16 protein-coding genes and 1 other annotated feature are annotated in these 19,436 nt (G+C 55.0%); of the genes, 11 read left to right on the top strand and 5 right to left on the bottom strand.

Annotation, left to right across the window (positions count from 1 at the left end):
- Positions 1–97 precede the first annotated feature (97 nt).
- Positions 98–3,445, top strand: coding sequence for a mechanosensitive channel MscK (gene mscK, locus AC0XWG_RS01690; RefSeq protein WP_028017610.1), 3,348 nt, complete (start codon positions 98–100; stop codon positions 3,443–3,445).
- A 29-nt stretch (positions 3,446–3,474) separates the two neighbouring features.
- Here mscK and rsmS read toward each other — a convergent pair whose 3' ends face one another.
- Positions 3,475–3,633 (bottom strand): pleiotropic regulatory protein RsmS, encoded by a 159-nt coding sequence (gene rsmS / locus AC0XWG_RS01685; protein WP_032666839.1) that lies wholly within the window; start codon positions 3,631–3,633, stop codon positions 3,475–3,477.
- A gap of 14 nt (positions 3,634–3,647) precedes the next feature.
- The gene (priC, locus tag AC0XWG_RS01680; protein ID WP_208594354.1) at positions 3,648–4,175 is read right to left on the bottom strand and encodes a primosomal replication protein N''; all 528 of its coding nucleotides are present in this window, start codon (positions 4,173–4,175) and stop codon (positions 3,648–3,650) included.
- 50 nt (positions 4,176–4,225) lie between these two features.
- On the opposite strand from priC, the gene AC0XWG_RS01675 reads away from it, so the two are divergent.
- The 9 genes from AC0XWG_RS01675 to AC0XWG_RS01635 all read left to right on the top strand — a co-directional run bounded on the left by AC0XWG_RS01675 (position 4,226) and on the right by AC0XWG_RS01635 (position 13,594).
- A complete protein-coding gene (locus AC0XWG_RS01675; RefSeq protein WP_028017608.1) occupies positions 4,226–4,603 on the top strand; it encodes a DUF454 family protein in 378 nt (125 codons plus the stop codon).
- Positions 4,604–4,755: 152 nt separating this feature from the next.
- Positions 4,756–5,307 carry an adenine phosphoribosyltransferase gene (apt, locus tag AC0XWG_RS01670; RefSeq protein ID WP_028017607.1) on the top strand — a complete coding sequence of 184 codons (552 nt, stop codon included), beginning with the start codon at positions 4,756–4,758 and terminating at the stop codon, positions 5,305–5,307.
- Between the two features lie 88 nt (positions 5,308–5,395).
- Positions 5,396–7,324 (top strand): DNA polymerase III subunit gamma/tau, encoded by a 1,929-nt coding sequence (gene dnaX / locus AC0XWG_RS01665; protein ID WP_028017606.1) that lies wholly within the window; start codon positions 5,396–5,398, stop codon positions 7,322–7,324.
- Positions 6,654–6,718: a sequence feature (DnaX frameshifting element), on the top strand. It overlaps the preceding gene by 65 nt.
- Positions 7,325–7,378: 54 nt before the next feature.
- Positions 7,379–7,711 carry a YbaB/EbfC family nucleoid-associated protein gene (locus AC0XWG_RS01660; RefSeq protein ID WP_003858972.1) on the top strand — a complete coding sequence of 111 codons (333 nt, stop codon included), beginning with the start codon at positions 7,379–7,381 and terminating at the stop codon, positions 7,709–7,711.
- The gene (gene recR, locus AC0XWG_RS01655) at positions 7,711–8,316 is read left to right on the top strand and encodes a recombination mediator RecR (protein WP_028017605.1); all 606 of its coding nucleotides are present in this window, start codon (positions 7,711–7,713) and stop codon (positions 8,314–8,316) included. The genes AC0XWG_RS01660 and recR overlap by 1 nt, the downstream gene beginning before the upstream one ends.
- Positions 8,317–8,426: 110 nt before the next feature.
- Positions 8,427–10,301 carry a molecular chaperone HtpG gene (htpG, locus tag AC0XWG_RS01650; RefSeq protein WP_028017604.1) on the top strand — a complete coding sequence of 625 codons (1,875 nt, stop codon included), beginning with the start codon at positions 8,427–8,429 and terminating at the stop codon, positions 10,299–10,301.
- Between the two features lie 194 nt (positions 10,302–10,495).
- Positions 10,496–11,140 (top strand): adenylate kinase, encoded by a 645-nt coding sequence (adk, locus tag AC0XWG_RS01645; RefSeq protein WP_022647279.1) that lies wholly within the window; start codon positions 10,496–10,498, stop codon positions 11,138–11,140.
- A 124-nt stretch (positions 11,141–11,264) separates the two neighbouring features.
- Positions 11,265–12,227: a ferrochelatase gene (gene hemH / locus AC0XWG_RS01640; protein WP_028017603.1), complete on the top strand. Its 963-nt coding sequence runs from the start codon at positions 11,265–11,267 to the stop codon at positions 12,225–12,227.
- A 62-nt stretch (positions 12,228–12,289) separates the two neighbouring features.
- Positions 12,290–13,594: an inosine/guanosine kinase gene (locus AC0XWG_RS01635; protein ID WP_134707209.1), complete on the top strand. Its 1,305-nt coding sequence runs from the start codon at positions 12,290–12,292 to the stop codon at positions 13,592–13,594.
- An 80-nt stretch (positions 13,595–13,674) separates the two neighbouring features.
- Here AC0XWG_RS01635 and ybaL read toward each other — a convergent pair whose 3' ends face one another.
- The 3 genes from ybaL to AC0XWG_RS01620 form a co-directional block, all read right to left on the bottom strand.
- Positions 13,675–15,351 carry a YbaL family putative K(+) efflux transporter gene (gene ybaL, locus AC0XWG_RS01630; protein ID WP_108090675.1) on the bottom strand — a complete coding sequence of 559 codons (1,677 nt, stop codon included), beginning with the start codon at positions 15,349–15,351 and terminating at the stop codon, positions 13,675–13,677.
- 229 nt (positions 15,352–15,580) lie between these two features.
- Entirely contained in the window at positions 15,581–16,801 is a 1,221-nt protein-coding gene (locus AC0XWG_RS01625) for an MFS transporter (protein WP_028017600.1), read from the bottom strand.
- Between the two features lie 26 nt (positions 16,802–16,827).
- Positions 16,828–17,525 (bottom strand): IS1 family transposase gene (locus AC0XWG_RS01620; RefSeq protein ID WP_223216367.1). Its coding sequence is split into 2 segments (ribosomal slippage): positions 16,828–17,276 and positions 17,276–17,525, totalling 699 coding nucleotides; the frame shifts between segments, so codons are not numbered across the junction.
- 221 nt (positions 17,526–17,746) lie between these two features.
- Here AC0XWG_RS01620 and ushA point away from each other — a divergent pair.
- A complete protein-coding gene (gene ushA, locus AC0XWG_RS01615; protein ID WP_407220233.1) occupies positions 17,747–19,399 on the top strand; it encodes a bifunctional UDP-sugar hydrolase/5'-nucleotidase UshA in 1,653 nt (550 codons plus the stop codon).
- Positions 19,400–19,436: the final 37 nt, after the last annotated feature.

The following is a 19,436-nucleotide window of genomic DNA, read 5'->3' as shown; positions in this document are numbered from 1 at the left end:
ATCTCAGAGGATAACGTTCGCGCTATTCTGCTTCAGGCGAGCGTGATATTCTTCACGCCGGACTATTTTCGGTCATCTTCTGACATCATTCACGACTATGCTGCCCATCAATCGCTCGCAACATCCTGTTTTTGCATTGCTCCTTGCGATGCTGTTTTTCTTCGCCACGGCACCGCTTTCCTGGGCCCGTGCCGACAACAGCAATGATATTCCCTCGCGCGCTGATGTTCAGTCGCAACTCGACACTCTGAACAAACAGAAAGATCTCTCTCCTCAGGAGAAGCTTATCCAGCAGGATCTGACGGAAACGCTGGAAACGTACGATAAAATTGAGCGTGTCAAAGCTGAAACCGCGCAACTGCGTCAGAAGGTGGCTCAGGCTCCTGACAACATGCGCAAGGCAACGGATGCGCTGAATGCCCTGAGTGACGTCGATAACGACGATGAAACACGTAAAACACTCGCGACCCTTTCTTTACGTCAGCTGGAGTCGCGTGTCTCGCAATCACTTGACGATCTGCAAACCGCACAGTCCGATCTCGCAACGTATAATAGCCAACTTGTCTCACTGCAGACTCAGCCCGAGCGCGTGCAAAACGCAATGTACGCCGCGTCCCAACAGCTGCAGCAGATCCGTAACCGCCTGAATGGCACGACGGTGGGTGAGGGCACTTTACGCCCGACGCAGCAAACCCTGCTGCTGGTTCAGCAAACATTACTCAACGCGCAAATCGAACAGCAGCGTAAGAGCCTGGAAGGGAATACGGTGCTGCAGGACACGCTTCAGAAACAGCGTGATTACGTCACCGCGAATATTAATCGCCTGGAACACCAGCTGCAGCTGTTGCAGGAGGCGGTTAACAGTAAACGCCTGACGCTGACAGAAAAAACCGCCCAGGAGGCAGTATCACCTGACGAAACCGCTCGTATTCAGGCGAACCCACTGGTGAAACAGGAGCTCGAGGCTAACCATCAGCTCAGCCAGCGTCTGATACAGGCGACGGAAAGCGGTAACTCTCTGGTTCAGCAAAATATCAAAGTAAAAAACTGGCTGGACCGCGCGCTGCAGGCTGAACGCAACATTAAAGAGCAGATTGCGGTTCTGAAAGGCAGCCTCCTCCTGTCGCGTATTCTCTACCAGCAGCAGCAGACGCTCCCGTCTGCCGATGAACTGGAGGATATGACCAACCGCATCGCGGATTTGCGTCTGGAGCAGTTTGATGTCAACCAGCAGCGAGATGCCCTTTTCCAGAGCGATACCTTCGTCGCCAAAATTGAAGAAGGCCATTCCAGTGACGTGAACCCGGAAGTGCACGATGCGCTACTTCAGGTAGTGGATATGCGTCGCGAACTGCTGGACCAGCTCAACAAACAGCTGGGCAACCAGTTGATGATGGCCATTAACCTGCAGATCAACCAGCAGCAGTTGGTGAGCGTCTCGAAAAGTCTGCAGGAAATTTTGACGCAGCAGATTTTCTGGGTAAACAGCAACAAGCCAATGGACTGGGACTGGATTAAATCCTTCCCTGAAACGCTGAAAACGCAGATCAAGAGTATGAAAATTACCGTGAACTGGGAGAAAGCCTGGCCTGCGGTGATGATTGCCTTCCTGGCGGGATTACCGCTGCTGCTGATTGCCGGTCTGATCCGCTGGCGTCTGGGCTGGCTGAAGAAGTATCAGGCGAAACTGGCGTCCGAAGTGGGACAACTGCGAAACGATAGCCAGCTTCATACGCCGAAAGCGATTCTGATCGACCTCATCCGCGCCCTGCCGGTGTGCCTTATTATCCTGGCGGTAGGTCTGATTCTGCTCACGATGCAGCTTAACGTCAGCGATCTGCTGTGGGCATTCAGTAAGAAACTGGCGCTGTTCTGGCTGGTGTTTGGTCTGTGCTGGAAGGTACTGGAAAAAGACGGCGTGGCAGTACGCCATTTCAACATGCCTGCGCAGTTGACCAGCCACTGGCGTCGTCAGATTGTGCGTATCAGCCTGGCCCTTCTGCCGCTGCACTTCTGGTCGGTTGTCTCTGAACTTTCCCCGCTGCATCTGATGGATGATGTACTGGGGCAGTTGGTTATTTTGTTGAACCTGCTCCTGATTGCCATTCTGATGTGGCCGATGTGCCGCGATAGCTGGCGTGATAAAGAGTCCCACAATATTCGTCTGGCTACCGTGACGGTACTGGCAATCATTCCGCTGGCGCTGATGGTGCTCACGGCAACGGGCTACTTCTACACCACGCTGCGTCTGTCTGGTCGCTGGATTGAAACGGTTTATCTGGTGATCATCTGGAACCTGCTCTATCAGACCGTTCTGCGAGGTTTGAGTGTTGCGGCCCGTCGTATCGCCTATCGCCGTGCCATTGCGCGTCGTCAACATCAGGTAAAAGAGGGCGCGGAAGGGGCGGAGCCACAGGAGGAACCGACCATCGCCCTGGAGCAGGTCAACCAGCAGACGCTGCGTATCACCATGCTGGTGATGGTCGCTCTGTTTGCGGTGATGTTCTGGGCTATCTGGTCTGATTTAATTACCGTCTTCGCCTATCTGGACAGTATCACCCTCTGGCAATACAACGGTACCGAAGCCGGTGCTGCGGTCATGAAGAGCGTCACCATGGGCAGCCTGCTCTTTGCGCTGGTCTCGTCGATGGTGGCCTGGGCGCTGATTCGCAACCTGCCGGGCCTGCTGGAAGTACTGGTACTGTCGCGCCTGAACCTGCGTCAGGGGGCGTCCTATGCCATTACCACGATCCTCAACTACGTTATCATTATTGTCGGAGCGATGACGGTCTTTGGCTCGCTGGGCGTGTCGTGGGACAAACTGCAGTGGCTGGCTGCCGCGCTCTCGGTAGGTCTTGGTTTTGGCCTGCAGGAGATATTCGGTAACTTTGTATCCGGCCTGATCATCCTGTTCGAACGTCCAGTTCGTATCGGCGATACCGTCACCATCGGCACGTTCTCCGGTACGGTCAGCAAGATCCGTATTCGAGCCACCACCATTACCGACTTTGATCGCAAAGAGGTGATCATCCCGAACAAAGCGTTCGTGACCGAGCGCCTGATCAACTGGTCGCTTTCAGACACCGTGACGCGAGTAGTTATCCGCCTGGGCGTGGCCTACGGTTCGGATCTGGATAAGGTAAAAGAGGTACTGCTGCAGGCGGCGTCTGAACATCCGAAAGTGATGCACGATCCTGCGCCATCGGTCTTCTTCACGACCTTTGGGCCGAGCACCCTGGATCACGAGCTGCGGTTATACGTACGTGAACTGCGTGACCGCAGTTATACCGTGGATGAGCTGAACCGCTCTATCGATCGCCTGTGTCGTGAGAACGATATTAATATCGCCTTCAACCAGCTTGAAGTTCACCTGCGTAACGAGAAAGGTGACGAGCATACGGAAGTGAAGCGCGACATTAAGGGTGATGATCCTACTCCTGCCTAATCTATTTTCCCTCTCCCGGTGAGAGGGAGTTAGGGTGAGGGCTGTATTGCCCTCACCTTACCTTCAAAGTCTCGCCGTACAATCTCCAGCGCCTTGAGCACCGTCTCTGCGGGGATTTCATGATTCTCCAGTAACATAATCAAATCAACGGCCAGCTTGACCTCATCGGGTGCATTTTCCAGTGACATTTGTGTGGCTCCTGTTAACGGGTCAAACGTGCAATCACGCGTTCAATCTCATCCAGCGCCTGACGGCAGCGGACAAGGCGTCCTTCCAGCGCGCTAATCTCACGCATCAATAATTGCTGCTCTTCCAGCGTTTCACTGTTGCTCAGGCGCGCTTCCCGCTCGCGCTTCATCTCAAACAACCGGCGTTCAAACTCCTGGTTCTCCAGCCGCTTACGCTGCCATTTGCCGAGCCCCGGAGATGCACCGTCCCAGGCGCGCAGCGTCCAGGTGGCAATTTCCCGGCGCAGGGCGGTGATTTGCCCGGTGAGATGCTCTGCAAGCCAGGCCACCTGCTGTGTTTGCTTGTGCTCAACCGCGTGGCGAAGCTCATCAAGATGGGCCTGGGCTTCAGCAATATAATCCTGAATGAGCGTGCTTCGGGTGCGAAAAAGTTGCCGGTCAAAGCGCGGCTTCAGCGTGGCGTGCCCCATCAGAGGGGTAGCCTCTGCTCGCAGGGTGGTCAGCTGTTTTTGCAGCGTCTCCAGAAGCAAGGCTGTTTTCAAGGCGCTCTCCAGTGGTAAAGTAGCCGTTCAGTTTGATAACGATTCGCATTATGCAGCGTACTATTTTAATCATCATTGGCTGGCTGGCGGTAGTGCTTGGCACATTAGGTGTGGTTTTACCCTTGCTGCCGACCACGCCGTTTATCCTGCTGGCGGCCTGGTGCTTCGCCCGATCATCGCCGCGTTTTCACCACTGGCTGCTGTATCGCTCATGGTTTGGCGGTTATCTGCGCCACTGGCAAAAACACCGGGCCATGCCGCCCGGTGCTAAACCGCGCGCGATCGCGGTGATCCTCATCACCTTCGCTATTTCATTATGGCTGGTGAAAATGATGTGGGTACGGATCCTGTTGCTGGCGATCCTGACATGCCTGCTCATCTTTATGTGGCGAATCCCGGTGGTTGATGAAAAGCAACAAAAGCACTGACGCCTTATAATGTCTGTTGCAATTATCTCGCACAGACAGTAAATTCGACCGTTTTCGAGCACAGGTGCGCCTGGTTAAAGGTTAAACAATTGTTATCTTTAATCGACTCGTTGCGCGCTGTGAGTAACACTGTTTCATTTAGGCACAAACCGATGACCGCAACTGCACAGCAGCTTGAATATCTGAAAAACAGCATCAAAAGTATCCAGGACTATCCAAAACCTGGCATTCTTTTCCGTGATGTCACCAGCTTGCTGGAAGACCCGAAAGCGTACGCGCTCAGCATTGAACTGCTGGTTGCGCGTTATAAAAACGCCGGGATCACCAAAGTAGTAGGTACCGAAGCCCGTGGCTTCCTGTTTGGCGCACCGGTTGCGCTGGCGTTGGGTGTGGGTTTTGTTCCGGTACGTAAACCGCGCAAACTACCACGTGAAACCATCGCTGAAAGCTACGAGCTGGAATACGGCACCGATCAGCTGGAGATCCACGTTGATGCGATCGTCCCTGGCGACAAAGTGCTGGTGGTTGACGATCTGCTGGCAACCGGCGGCACCATCGAAGCGACCGTGAAGCTGATCCGTCGTCTGGGCGGTGAAGTGACCGATGCGGCATTCATCATCAACCTGTTCGATCTGGGCGGTGAACAGCGCCTGGAAAAACAGGGTATTACCAGCTACAGCCTGGTGCCATTCCCGGGTCACTGATCCCGATTTTCACAACCTCGCTCAATGGGTGAGGTTGTGATAGCATTCCCCTCCATAAATTCACCTTCCAGCGTTGCAGAGCCTGCCCATGAGTTATCAGGTGTTAGCCCGTAAGTGGCGACCACAAACCTTTGCTGACGTTGTCGGTCAGGAACATGTGCTGACGGCCCTGGCGAACGGCTTGTCGCTAGGTCGCATCCATCACGCCTATCTTTTCTCCGGCACCCGCGGCGTCGGCAAGACCTCTATTGCCCGTTTGCTGGCAAAAGGTCTGAACTGCGAAACCGGGATCACCGCCACGCCGTGTGGCGTATGCGATAACTGCCGCGAGATTGAGCAGGGGCGTTTTGTCGATCTGATCGAGATCGATGCTGCTTCACGCACGAAAGTTGAAGATACCCGCGATCTGCTCGACAACGTGCAGTATGCCCCGGCGCGTGGGCGCTTCAAGGTCTACCTGATCGATGAAGTGCATATGCTGTCGCGTCACAGCTTCAACGCCCTGCTGAAAACGCTGGAAGAACCGCCCGCGCATGTGAAATTCCTGCTGGCGACCACCGATCCGCAAAAGCTGCCGGTCACCATTTTGTCGCGCTGCCTGCAGTTCCATCTGAAGGCGCTGGACGTTGAACAGATCCGTGCTCAGCTTGAACATATTCTCGACGAAGAGAAAATTGTCCACGAACCGCGTGCTCTGCAGCTGTTGGCTCGTGCAGCGGACGGCAGCCTGCGTGATGCGTTAAGTCTTACCGATCAGGCGATAGCCAGCGGTGACGGCAAGCTCTCGACCGAGGCGGTCAGCACCATGCTCGGCACGCTGGATGACGATCAGGCGCTCTCTCTTATCGAAGCGATGATTGCCGCCAACGGCGAGCGTGTTATGTCGCAGGTCGATGCGGCCGCTGCACGGGGTATTGAATGGGAAGGGCTGCTGGTCGAGATGCTCAGCCTGCTGCACCGCGTGGCGATGCTGCAGCTTTCTCCGTCTGCCATTGGTGCGGATATGGCGGCTATCGAACAGCGGATGCGTGAACTTGCCCGCACCGTGCCGCCTGCTGATGTTCAACTTTACTACCAGACGCTGCTGATTGGCCGCAAAGAGTTACCGTTCGCGCCGGATCCGCGTATGGGTGTTGAAATGACGCTGTTGCGCGCGCTGGCGTTCCACCCGCGTATGCCGTTGCCGGAACCGGACGTGCCGCGACAATCCTTTGCTCCGGTCGCACCGACGGCGGTGATGTCACCGCAGCAGGTACCACCGCAGCCGACACCGCCGCCGCAGCAAAATGTGCCGCTGTCGGACGCCACCAGTTCGGTGCTTGCCGCGCGCAGCCAGTTGCAGCGTGCGCAGGGAGCAACCAAACCAAAAAAGAGTGAACCGGCAGCGCCTGCAAGAGCGCGGCCGGTTAACAACGCCGCGCTTGAACGACTGGCCTCGGTAACGGAGCGCGTACAGTCGCGTCCTGCACCCTCCGCGCTCGAGCAGAAAGCCCCGGTGAAAGAAGAGGCTTACCGCTGGAAGGCGACCACTATCATCGAAGAGGTGAAGGAAGAGGTCGCCACCCCGAAAGCGCTGAAAAAGGCGCTGGAGCATGAGAAAACGCCGGAGCTTTCTGCGAAGCTCGCCGAAGAGTCAATTGCGCGTGATGCCTGGGCCGCCGAGGTCAGTAAGCTTCAGTTGCCGAAGCTGGTGGAGCAGGTCGCGCTGAATGCCTGGAAAGAGCAGGACGGCAATCAGGTGCGTTTACACCTGCGTCCTGGTCAACGACACCTGAATTCGCCAGGCGCGCAAAAGGCGCTGGCCGAGGCGCTCACCGCATTACAGGGTGCACCGGTTGAATTGACTATCATTGAAGATGATAATCCGGCAGTGAAAACGCCGCTGGAGTGGCGTCAGGCCATTTATGAAGAGAAGCTCGCGCAGGCGCGCGAGGCAATTATCGCGGATAACAACATTCAGACCCTGCGCCGGTTCTTCGACGCCGATCTGGATGAAGAGAGTATTCGCCCCATTTGATCGTGAGTCTGACTTACGGTTGTAATCCTTAAACGTGAAAAAAGAGAGAAGCCTATGTTTGGTGGAAAAGGCGGTCTGGGTGGCCTGATGAAGCAGGCTCAGCAGATGCAGGAAAAAATGCAGAAGATGCAGGAAGAGATCGCTCAGCTGGAAGTCACGGGTGAATCCGGTGCCGGTCTGGTCAAAGTGACCATCAACGGTGCGCACAACTGCCGCCGCGTTGAGATCGACCCAAGCCTGCTCGAAGACGACAAAGAGATGCTGGAAGATCTGGTTGCAGCCGCGTTTAACGATGCCGCTCGCCGTATCGACGAAACTCAGAAAGAGAAAATGGCCTCTGTTTCCAGCGGCATGCAACTGCCACCTGGCTTCAAGATGCCATTCTGATGCAAACCAGTCCGCTGCTCACGCAGTTAATGGAAGCACTGCGCTGCCTGCCGGGCGTTGGCCCGAAGTCGGCGCAGCGCATGGCGTTTACGCTATTGCAGCGCGACCGCAGCGGCGGGATGCGCCTGGCGCAGGCTCTGACCCGCGCCATGTCAGAAATTGGTCACTGTGCGGATTGCCGTACCTTTACCGAGCAGGACGTGTGTAACATCTGTTCGAACCCGCGTCGCCAGGAAAACGGTCAGATTTGCGTGGTGGAGAGTCCGGCGGACATCTACGCCATTGAGCAGACCGGGCAGTTTTCCGGCCGCTATTTCGTGCTGATGGGGCATCTCTCCCCGCTGGACGGTATTGGCCCGGACGATATCGGTCTTGACCGCCTTGAACAGCGTCTTGAGTCCGAAACGATCAACGAAGTGATCCTCGCCACCAATCCTACGGTGGAAGGGGAGGCAACGGCCAACTACATCGCCGAGCTTTGCTCGCAGTACGGCGTTGACGCCAGCCGTATCGCCCACGGCGTGCCGGTGGGCGGCGAGCTGGAGATGGTCGATGGCACCACGCTGTCGCACTCTCTTGCGGGACGCCACAAGATTATTTTCTGACCAAACGGAGGCTGCGTCCGTGGCCTCCGCTTGAAATTTCCCCCCCTTATCCCCATCTCTCCCTCAACGTTTTAAAACCCCATTAAATGGCATTGTTGAGGTCGACTTAGATGAAAGGACAAGAAACCCGTGGTTTCCAGTCAGAAGTAAAACAGCTTCTGCACCTGATGATCCATTCCCTGTATTCCAACAAAGAAATCTTCCTGCGTGAGCTGATTTCCAACGCCTCGGACGCGGCGGACAAGCTGCGCTTCCGCGCACTGTCTAACCCGGATCTGTACGAAGGCGACGGTGAGCTGCGCGTGCGCGTCTCTTTCAATAAAGAGAACCGTACCCTGACCATCGCCGATAACGGCATCGGGATGAATCGCGATGAGGTCATCGACCATCTCGGGACCATCGCCAAATCTGGCACCAAAGCGTTTCTTGAGTCCATGGGCTCTGACCAGGCGAAAGACAGCCAGCTGATCGGTCAGTTCGGCGTTGGTTTCTACTCGGCGTTCATCGTCGCGGACAAAGTTACCGTGCGTACCCGTGCAGCAGGTGACAGCGCGGAAAATGGTGTGTTCTGGGAGTCCAAAGGTGAAGGCGAATACACCGTTGATGACATCACCAAGGCGGATCGCGGCACCGAAATCACCCTGCACCTGCGTGAAGGCGAAGATGATTTCCTGAACGACTGGCGCGTGCGCTCCATCATCAGCAAATATTCCGATCATATCGCCTTGCCGGTTGAGATTGAAAAACAGGAAGAGAAAGACGGCGAAACCGTGGTCTCCTGGGAGAAGATCAACAAGGCGCAGGCACTGTGGACGCGCAACAAGTCTGAAATCAAAGACGACGAATACAACGAGTTTTACAAACACATCGCCCACGATTTTACCGACCCACTGACCTGGAGCCACAACCGTGTGGAAGGTAAGCAGGAGTACACCAGCCTGCTGTACATTCCGGCACAGGCACCGTGGGACATGTGGAACCGCGATCACAAGCACGGCCTGAAGCTGTACGTACAGCGTGTGTTCATCATGGACGACGCCGAGCAGTTCATGCCGAACTACCTGCGTTTTGTGCGTGGTCTGATAGATTCCAACGATCTGCCGCTGAACGTCTCCCGCGAAATTCTGCAGGACAGCACCGTCACCCGTAACTTGCGCAACGCCCTGACCAAACGTGCGCTGCAGATGCTGGAAAAACTGGCGAAAGACGATGCGGAAAAATACCAGACCTTCTGGAAACAATTCGGCCTGGTGCTGAAAGAGGGCCCGGCGGAAGATACCGCGAATGTGGAGGCCATCGCCAAACTGCTGCGCTTCGCGTCTACGCACACCGACTCCTCCGCGCAGACCGTGTCGCTGGAAGAGTACGTCTCGCGCATGAAAGAAGGGCAGGAGAAGATTTACTACATCACCGCCGACAGCTACGCGGCGGCGAAGAGCAGCCCGCACCTCGAGCTGTTGCGCAAGAAAGGCATCGAAGTGCTGCTGCTTTCTGACCGCATCGACGAGTGGATGATGAACTACCTGACCGAGTTTGACGGTAAGGCGTTCCAGTCCGTTGCCAAAGCCGATGAGTCCATCGACAAGCTGGCGGATGAAGTGGATGAAAGCGCGAAAGAAGCCGAGAAGGCGCTGGAACCATTCGTTGAGCGCGTGAAAACCCTGCTGGGCGAACGTGTGAAAGAGGTGCGTTTCACTCATCGTCTGACTGATACCCCGGCGATCGTTACCACCGACGCTGACGAAATGGGCACCCAGATGGCGAAACTGTTCGCAGCAGCGGGCCAGGCGATGCCGGAAGTGAAATATATCTTTGAGCTTAATCCGGATCATCCTCTGGTGAAACGCGCGGCGGATACCCAGGACGACGCCCGCTTTGCCGAGTGGGTTGAACTGCTGCTGGATCAGTCCCTGCTGGCCGAACGCGGCACGCTGGAAGATCCTAACCTGTTCATTAAACGTGTGAATGCGCTGCTGCTGGCGTAATTGACCACGCCTCCCCTGGTCTTCTCCCTCTCCCGTGGGAGAGGGCCGGGGTGAGGGCACCAGACCCTACCCTCCCAAATAATCTCCCCCCGTTAACCGTTTCAGCCTTCCCGCCTTCCTTGAGCGATGCCCGTTCTGGTGGTATTGTTTAGCGCTTTTGAAAAATTGAAACGACTTTTGAGGGGATTTTCGCAATGCGTATTATTCTGCTTGGCGCTCCGGGCGCGGGTAAAGGAACTCAGGCTCAGTTCATCATGGAGAAATACGGTATTCCGCAAATCTCCACCGGTGACATGCTGCGCGCCGCTGTTAAATCTGGCTCCGAGCTGGGTAAACAAGCGAAAGACATCATGGACGCAGGCAAGCTGGTGACCGACGAGCTGGTTATCGCTCTGGTCAAAGAGCGCATTGCTCAGGAAGACTGCCGTAACGGTTTCCTGCTGGACGGCTTCCCACGCACCATTCCTCAGGCTGACGCCATGAAAGAAGCGGGCATCAACGTGGACTACGTTCTGGAGTTCGACGTACCGGACGAGCTGATCGTTGACCGTATCGTTGGCCGTCGCGTACACGCTGCTTCTGGCCGCGTTTACCACATCAAATTCAACCCACCTAAGGTTGAAGGCAAAGACGACGTGACCGGCGAAGAGCTGACTACCCGTAAAGACGATCAGGAAGAGACCGTGCGTAAGCGCCTGGTGGAATACCACCAGATGACCGCGCCGCTGATCGGTTACTACTCTAAAGAAGCGCAGGCGGGTAACACCAAATACGCGAAAGTTGACGGTACCAAAGCCGTTGCTGACGTACGTGCAGAGCTGGAAAAAATCCTCGGCTAATCGCACCTTTCTCACCCGGATCTCCGGGTGAGAAATATTCCCATCTTTCCTATCGCAGCAATGGGTTTCGTTTAAACGCATTTCCGCTACAATTGACAACCATTCAAATGGTTAAGAGGCGTGAATGAGTCAGGCGAAAACCGGCATCCTGCTTGCCAATCTGGGCACCCCAGAAGCACCTACATCAGACGCGGTAAAACGCTACCTGCGACAATTTTTAAGCGACACCCGCGTCGTGGATACCCCAAGACTGCTGTGGTGGCCGTTGCTCCGTGGCGTGATTCTGCCGATTCGTTCTCCGCGCGTCGCCAGGCTCTATCAGTCCGTCTGGATGGAAGAGGGTTCTCCGCTGATGGTCTACAGCCGTCGCCAGGAAAAGGCGCTGGCCGCACGCCTGCCGGATATGCCTGTTGCTCTTGGTATGAGCTACGGTAAACCTTCGCTGGAAAGCGCGGTCGAATCACTGCTGGCGCAGGGGGTTGACCACATTGTGGTGCTGGCGCTCTATCCGCAGTACTCCTGTTCGACGGTTGCTGCGGTATGGGATGAACTGGCGCGTATTCTGGCGACTCGCCGTCGCATACCTGGCGTGACCTTCATTCGCGACTACGCGGATAACGATCTCTATATCAAGGCGCTTGCCAACAGCGCGCGTGCGTCGTTCGAAAAACACGGCGAGCCGGATCTGCTACTGCTGTCTTATCACGGCATCCCGCAGCGTTTCGCTGACGAGGGGGATGATTACCCGCAGCGTTGTCGTGATACCACGCGCGAACTGGTTTCTGCCCTCGGCCTGCCGCCGGAGAAGGTGATGATGACCTTCCAGTCGCGCTTCGGTCGCGAGCCGTGGCTCACCCCATATACCGATGAAACGCTTAAGATGCTTGGTGAGAAAGGGGTGAAGCATATTCAGGTGATGTCGCCAGGCTTCTCGGCGGATTGCCTGGAAACGCTCGAAGAAATTGCTGTGCAAAACAGAGAGTTCTTCCTGGAAGCGGGGGGCACGAAGTACGAATACATTCCGGCACTTAACGACTCGCCTGAGCATATCGACATGATGGTCTCTCTGGTGACAAACAGTCGCTGATCGCACTTCGGGCCGGGTTTGTGCTACCATTCCCGGCCCATATTCTTCGTACAGTTCAGACCATGAAATTTCCCGGTAAACGCAAATCCAAACACTACTTTCCCGTTGATGCCCGCGATCCGCTCCTGCAGCAAATCCAGCCTGAAAATGAAACCAGTGCCGCATGGGTCGTTGGTATCGACCAGACGCTGGTGGACATTGAAGCGAAAGTGGATGATGCGTTTGTCGCCCGTTACGGTCTGAGCGCGGGTCACTCGCTGGTGATTGAGGACGACGTTGCCGAAGCGCTTTACCAGGAACTGGTGCGCGAAAACCTGATCACCCATCAGTTTGCCGGCGGTACCATCGGTAACACCATGCACAACTATTCCGTACTGGCTGATGACCGCTCGGTACTGCTGGGCGTAATGTGCAGCAATATCGAAATTGGAGGCTATGCCTACCGTTATCTGTGCAATACCTCCAGCCGTACCGATCTGAACTACCTTCAGGGCGTCGACGGGCCGATTGGCCGCTGCTTTACGCTGATCGGTGAGTCCGGCGAGCGTACCTTTGCCATCAGCCCGGGTCACATGAACAAACTGCGTGCCGAGAGCATCCCGGAAGAGGTGATTGCAGGCGCCTCGGCGCTGGTGCTGACCTCCTATCTGGTGCGCTGCAAACCGGGTGAGCCGATGCCGGACGCGACCATGAAAGCGATTGAGTACGCGAAGAAATACAATGTGCCCGTCGTTCTCACGCTGGGCACCAAATTCGTGATTGCCGACAATCCGGAGTGGTGGCAGGCGTTCCTGAAAGAGCACGTCTCGATTCTGGCGATGAACGAAGAAGAGGCGGAAGCGCTGACGGGCGAAAGCGATCCGCTGCTGGCGTCTGATAAAGCGCTGGAGTGGGTGGATCTGGTTCTCTGTACCGCAGGGCCGGTTGGGTTATACATGGCGGGCTTCACCGAAGAAGAGAGCAAGCGCAAAACCCAGCATCCATTGCTGCCTGGCGCGATCGCCGAGTTCAACCAGTACGAGTTCAGCCGTGGTATGCGTTTTAAAGACTGTGTTAATCCGCTGCGTATCTACTCGCACATCGCCCCGTATATGGGCGGGCCAGAGAAGATCATGAACACCAACGGTGCAGGTGATGGCGCGCTGGCCGCATTGCTCCATGACATCACCGCGAATGCTTACCATAAAACTAACGTCCCGAATTCCAGCAAGCACAAGTTCAACTGGCTGACCTATTCGTCGCTGGCGCAGGTGTGCAAATACGCTAACCGCGTGAGTTATCAGGTGCTTAATCAGCATTCCCCGCGCTTAACGCGTGGTCTGCCGGAACGGGAAGACAGCCTGGAAGAGGCTTATTGGGATCGTTGATTGCTAAAAGAAAACCCCGGTGGCACTACGCTTACCGGGGCTACTTGTAGGCCTGCTAAGCGTAGCGCCAGCAGGCTTTTTTAACCCGTCACCCCTTCTTCAGCCGGCGGTTTCTCCAGTAGCGTCAGCATCGTATTCGCAATCTCGCGCTCGCCCATCACGACCTTATCCGCACCGCGCTCGGTAATGTACTCCACCTCATCGTCATAATGTGCCCGGGCGATAATCTCAATCGTCGGGCACTTCTCGCGCGCGGAAGCCACAATTTCACCCGCTTCATAGCCGTTTGGGATGGTCAGCAGCAGCCAGCGTGCGCAGTCCAGATGCGCCAGATTCATGATCTCTTCGTTTGCCGCATTGCCCAGCACCGCTCGGATACCGCGCTCACGCAGCTCGTCGACGCGGGTGCGTGACGTTTCAATCACTACCAGCGGGATCCCTTGCGCCATCAGTTTCTCACCGAGCAGACTGCCTACGCGACCAAAACCAACCAGCAGGGCGTGATTACAAATATCTACCGGGATCTGCTTCTCTTCTTCGATAGCTTCTTCCAGCGTCTGTTCTTCCAGCGTTTCGGTTTTATCGAGGTATTTTTCCAGCAGTGCGAACAGGACTGGGTTCAGCATAATCGACAGGATTGCACCTGCCAGCACCAGGTTCTGCCCGGCTTGCGGTAGCAGGTTCAGCGCCATGCCCAGACCCGCCAGAATAAAGGCAAACTCACCAATTTGCGCCAGACTGGCGGCGATGGTCAGCGCCGTACGCGGGGAGTGGCCAAACATCCTTACCAGGAAGAAAGCCGCGAGCGACTTACCAAAGATAATAATCGCCAGCGTGCCCAGCACAGCCAGCGGCTGATGAATAAGGACCATCGGGTCAAACAGCATCCCGACGGAAACGAAGAACAGTACGGCGAAAGCATCACGCAGCGGCAGAGTGTCATGCGCCGCACGGTGGCTCAGCTCGGATTCGTTCAACACCATCCCGGCGAAGAATGCACCCAGCGCGAAGGAGACATCAAACAGCTCAACGGCACCAAAGGCGATACCCAGTGCCAGCGCCAGTACGGAGAGGGTAAACAATTCGCGTGAACCCGTCGCTGCGCTGCGGGACATGATCCACGGCACCAGACGGCGGCCCACCAGCATCATGATGGCGATAAACGCCACAACTTTACCGATGGTAATGCCCATATCCAGCGCCAGCGAGGCAAAGCCGACGTTGTCTTTTTCCATCATACCGGCGACAGCGGGCAGCAGTACCAGCGTCAACACCATCACCAGGTCTTCAACAATCAGCCAGCCTATCGCAATTTGTCCGCGTTGGCTGTCAATCAGCTGTCTCTCTTCAAGTGCGCGCAGCAACACCACGGTACTGGCGGTGGAAAGACACAGCCCAAAAACGATGCCGGTCATCAGCGACCAGCCAAGAATTGCTGAAAGCGCCATCCCCAGCAGCGTCGCTACCCCTATCTGGGCGATCGCTCCCGGTATGGCGATCGACTTTACCGCCATCAGGTCCTTCAGTGAAAAATGCAAACCGACGCCAAACATCAGCAGAATCACGCCTAATTCCGCCAGTTCAGGAGCCAGTTTGGTATCCGCAACGAAACCAGGCGTAAACGGTCCCGCCAGGACACCCGCTAACAAATAGCCGACAAGGGGAGAAATACGCAGTTTATTGGCAATCATGCCAAGGATAAAAGCGAGCACAAGGCCACCAACAATGGTGGTGATAAGCGGTGTGGCGTGATGCATTCCGTCTCCTTTCGTTGTGGGTGTTCCTTTTTGGCGCAAACCAAAAAACCGAGTAATAGTTTATGACAATTTTTACTCTTATGTTTATGAATAATTGTTGAAATTTGAATAAAACAGCAATAAGCACGAAAAAAAGCGCATTTTGATAAATTCAGCAGGGGGAGACAGAAGAAACCCTTATGGCATCAGGGTATCAGGTAGCCAAAGTAAAACTTTGGCTACCCGTAATTTACGCTTTGTGACGGTTATCAGGCAGGAATATGGTCAACATCCCAAGAAGTGGCAGGAAAGCGCAGATTTTATAAACCAGGAAGATACTGGTGTGATCCGCAACCATCCCTAACACTGCAGCACCAAGCCCACCCATGCCGAAGGCGAACCCGAAAAAGAGTCCGGAAACCATACCGATACGACCAGGTAACAGCTCTTGCGCATAGACAAGAATGGCGGAAAACGCGGAAGCGAGGATAAAACCAATAATCACGGTTAAAATTCCCGTCCATTCAAGGCTGGCGTACGGCAAAATAAGGGTAAACGGTGCCACGCCGAGAATAGAGCCCCAAATTACATATTTACGTCCAATCTTATCCCCAACAGGCCCGCCAATCACTGTCCCGGCAGCAACCGCAAACAGGAAGGCAAACAGGTGGATCTGCGCATTTTGTACCGATAATCCGAATTTTTGCATCAGATAAAAGGTGTAATAGCTGCTGATGCTCGCCATATAGAAATATTTCGAGAAAATCAGCACCAGCAGGACGGAAACCGCCAGGATAATCTTGTTACGCGGTAGAGGATTAATCACCTTCGCTTTAGGTTTACCCTTGTTCACCCGATGTTGAGCGGCATACCAGCGGCTGATCTGCGCCAGTACGATAATCGCCAGCAGTGCGGCTAGCACAAACCATGCCACGTTGCCTTTACCGTAAGGGGCAATAATCACCGCGGCCAATAGCGGGCCGAGAGAGCTACCAAAGTTACCGCCCACCTGGAAGAGTGACTGCGCCAGGCCGTGACGACCACCGGAGGCCATACGCGCCACGCGGGAGGATTCCGGGTGGAAGACCGACGAGCCGGTGCCCACCAGTGCGGCGGCGATCAACACCGCTTCAAAACTCCCAGCCATGGCCAGCAGTACCAGCCCGCTTAAGGTGAAACACATGCCAATCGGTAGCGACCATGGCATCGGGTATTTGTCCGTCCAGTAGCCCACTATTGGCTGCAGTAGCGAGGACGCGAGCTGGAAGGTCAGGGTGATCATCCCGATCTGCACGAAGGTTAAAGAGAACTCTGATTGCAGCAGCGGATAAATTGCCAGAATCAACGACTGGATCATATCGTTGAGCAGATGAGAAAGACTGATTGCACCTAAGACTTTAAAAGAGGTGCGCGATTTCGGCGGTGACGCCGGCACGCCCGGCACGGGCTGGGTTGATTCACTGATTGCCATAGAGAGAATTAGGTAATGACTCCAACTTACTGATAGTGTTTTATGTTCAGATAATGCCCGATGACCTTGTCATGCAGCTCCACCGATTTTGAGAACGACAGTGACTTCCGTCCCAGCCTTGCCAGATGTTGTCTCAGATTCAGGTTATGCCGCTCAATTCGCTGAGTGTAACGCTTGCTGATTACGTGCAGCTTTCCCTTCAGGCGGGATTCATACAGCGGCCAGCCATCCGTCATCCATACCACGACCTCAAAGGCCGACAGCAGGCTCAGAAGACGCTCCAGTGTGGCCAGAGTGCGTTCACCGAAGACGTGCGCCACAACCGTCCTCCGTATCCTGTCATACGCGTAAAACAGCCAGCGCTGACGTGATTTAGCACCGACGTAGCCCCACTGTTCGTCCATTTCCGCGCAGACGATGACGTCACTGCCCGGCTGTATGCGCGAGGTTACCGACTGCGGCCTGAGTTTTTTAAGTGACGTAAAATCGTGTTGAGGCCAACGCCCATAATGCGGGCGGTTGCCCGGCATCCAACACCATTCATGGCCATATCAATGATTTTCTGGTGCGTACCGGGTTGAGAAGCGGTGTAAGTGAACTGCAGTTGCCATGTTTTACGGCAGTGAGAGCAGAGATAGCGCTGATGTCCGGCAGTACTTTTACCGTTACGCACCACGCCTTCAGTAGCTGAGCAGGAGGGACAACTGATGGAGATGGAAGCCACGGGAGCACCTCAAAAACACCATCGTACACTAAATCAGTAAGTTGGCACCATTACCGAGAATTACCACGTCTTTAGTTATTAGGAATGCAGGATGTAATTATTATCCAACTAACATACCTGTCAGGGGCATTTGAAGAAAGTCGCAATTCTGAAAACTTATTTGTCTATTATTGTGAGTCATTGTAATTTTTGCCTTTGTCTATTGGTCAGGGAGAGAAAAGATGAAGTTAATGAAGCGGGGCGTCGCGCTGGCGCTTATCGCCGCATGGGGCCTGGTAAGCCTGCCCGCGCAGGCATACGAAAAAGATAAAACCTACAAAATCACCATTCTGCATACCAACGATCACCACGGGCATTTCTGGCGCAGTGAATACGGCGAATATGGTCTGGCGGCGCAAAAAACGCTGGTGGATGGTATTCGTAAAGAGGTGGCGGCTCAGGGCGGCAGCGTGCTGTTGCTGTCCGGGGGAGATATCAACACCGGGGTACCGGAATCCGATTTACAGGATGCCGAGCCCGATTTTCGCGGTATGAATCTGATTGGTTACGATGCGATGGCCGTCGGCAACCACGAGTTTGATAATCCACTAACGGTACTGCGCCAGCAGGAAAAACTGGCAAAATTCCCGTTCCTCTCCGCCAATATTTATCAGAAAAGCACCGGTGAACGCCTGTTTAAACCGTGGGCGTTGTTTAAGCGTCAGGATCTTAAAATCGCCGTCATCGGGTTAACGACTGACGATACAGCCAAAATTGGCAATCCTGAGTTCTTTACCGATATCGAATTCCGTAAACCGGCAGACGAAGCAAAGCTGGTTATTCAGGAATTACAGCAGAACGAAAAGCCGGATGTGATTATTGCCACCACCCACATGGGGCACTATGACAATGGTGAACACGGCTCTAATGCGCCAGGTGACGTGGAGATGGCGCGCAGCCTGCCGGCTGGCTCGCTGGCAATGATTGTGGGCGGTCACTCACAGGATCCGGTCTGCATGGCCTCCGAGAATAAAAAGCAGGTTGATTACGTGCCAGGCACGCCGTGTGCCCCAGACCGTCAGAACGGCATCTGGATTGTGCAGGCGCATGAGTGGGGCAAATACGTGGGCCGGGCGGATTTTGAGTTCCGTAACGGCGAGATGAAACTGGTGCATTACCAGCTCATCCCGGTCAACCTGAAGAAGAAAGTCACTTATCCTGACGGGAAAAGCGAGCGCGTACTTTACACCCCGGAGATTGCTGAAAACCAGCAGATGCTCTCCCTGCTGACGCCGTTCCAGAATAAAGGTAAGGCACAGCTGGATGTGAAGATTGGCACGCTCAATGGTCGTCTGGAAGGGGATCGTAGCAAAGTCCGCTTCGTGCAGACCAATATGGGGCATCTGGTGCTGGCAGCGCAAATGGCGCGTACCGGCGCTGATTTTGGCGTAATGAGCGGCGGCGGTATTCGTGATTCCATCGAAGGTGGAAACATTACCTATAAAGACGTTCTGAAGGTGCAGCCGTTCGGTAACGTGGTGGTCTATGCGGACATGAGCGGGAAAGAGGTCATGGACTACCTGACCGCCGTGGCGCAGATGAAGCCGGATTCCGGTGCCTATCCGCAGTTTGCCAACGTGAGCTTTGTGGCGAAAGACGGCAAGCTTAACGATCTGAAGATCAAAGGCGAACCGGTTGATCCGGCTAAAACGTACCGTCTGGCGACGTTAAGCTTTAACGCCACAGGTGGAGACGGCTATCCGCATATTGATAACAAACCAGGCTATGTGAACACCGGTTTTATCGACGCGGAAGTGCTGAAGCAGTTCATCGAGCAAAACTCGCCGATTGATGTGAATGCATACGAGCCGAAGGGTGAGGTGAGCTGGCAGTAGTGCGGTTGTTTTGCCGGGTAGCGGCTGCGCCTTACCC

The sequence above is a fragment of the Enterobacter sp. DVT3837 genome (assembly GCF_056238685.1).
The sequence above is the reverse complement of the archived record's forward strand: the minus strand, read 5'-3'. Positions and strand labels throughout refer to the sequence as shown.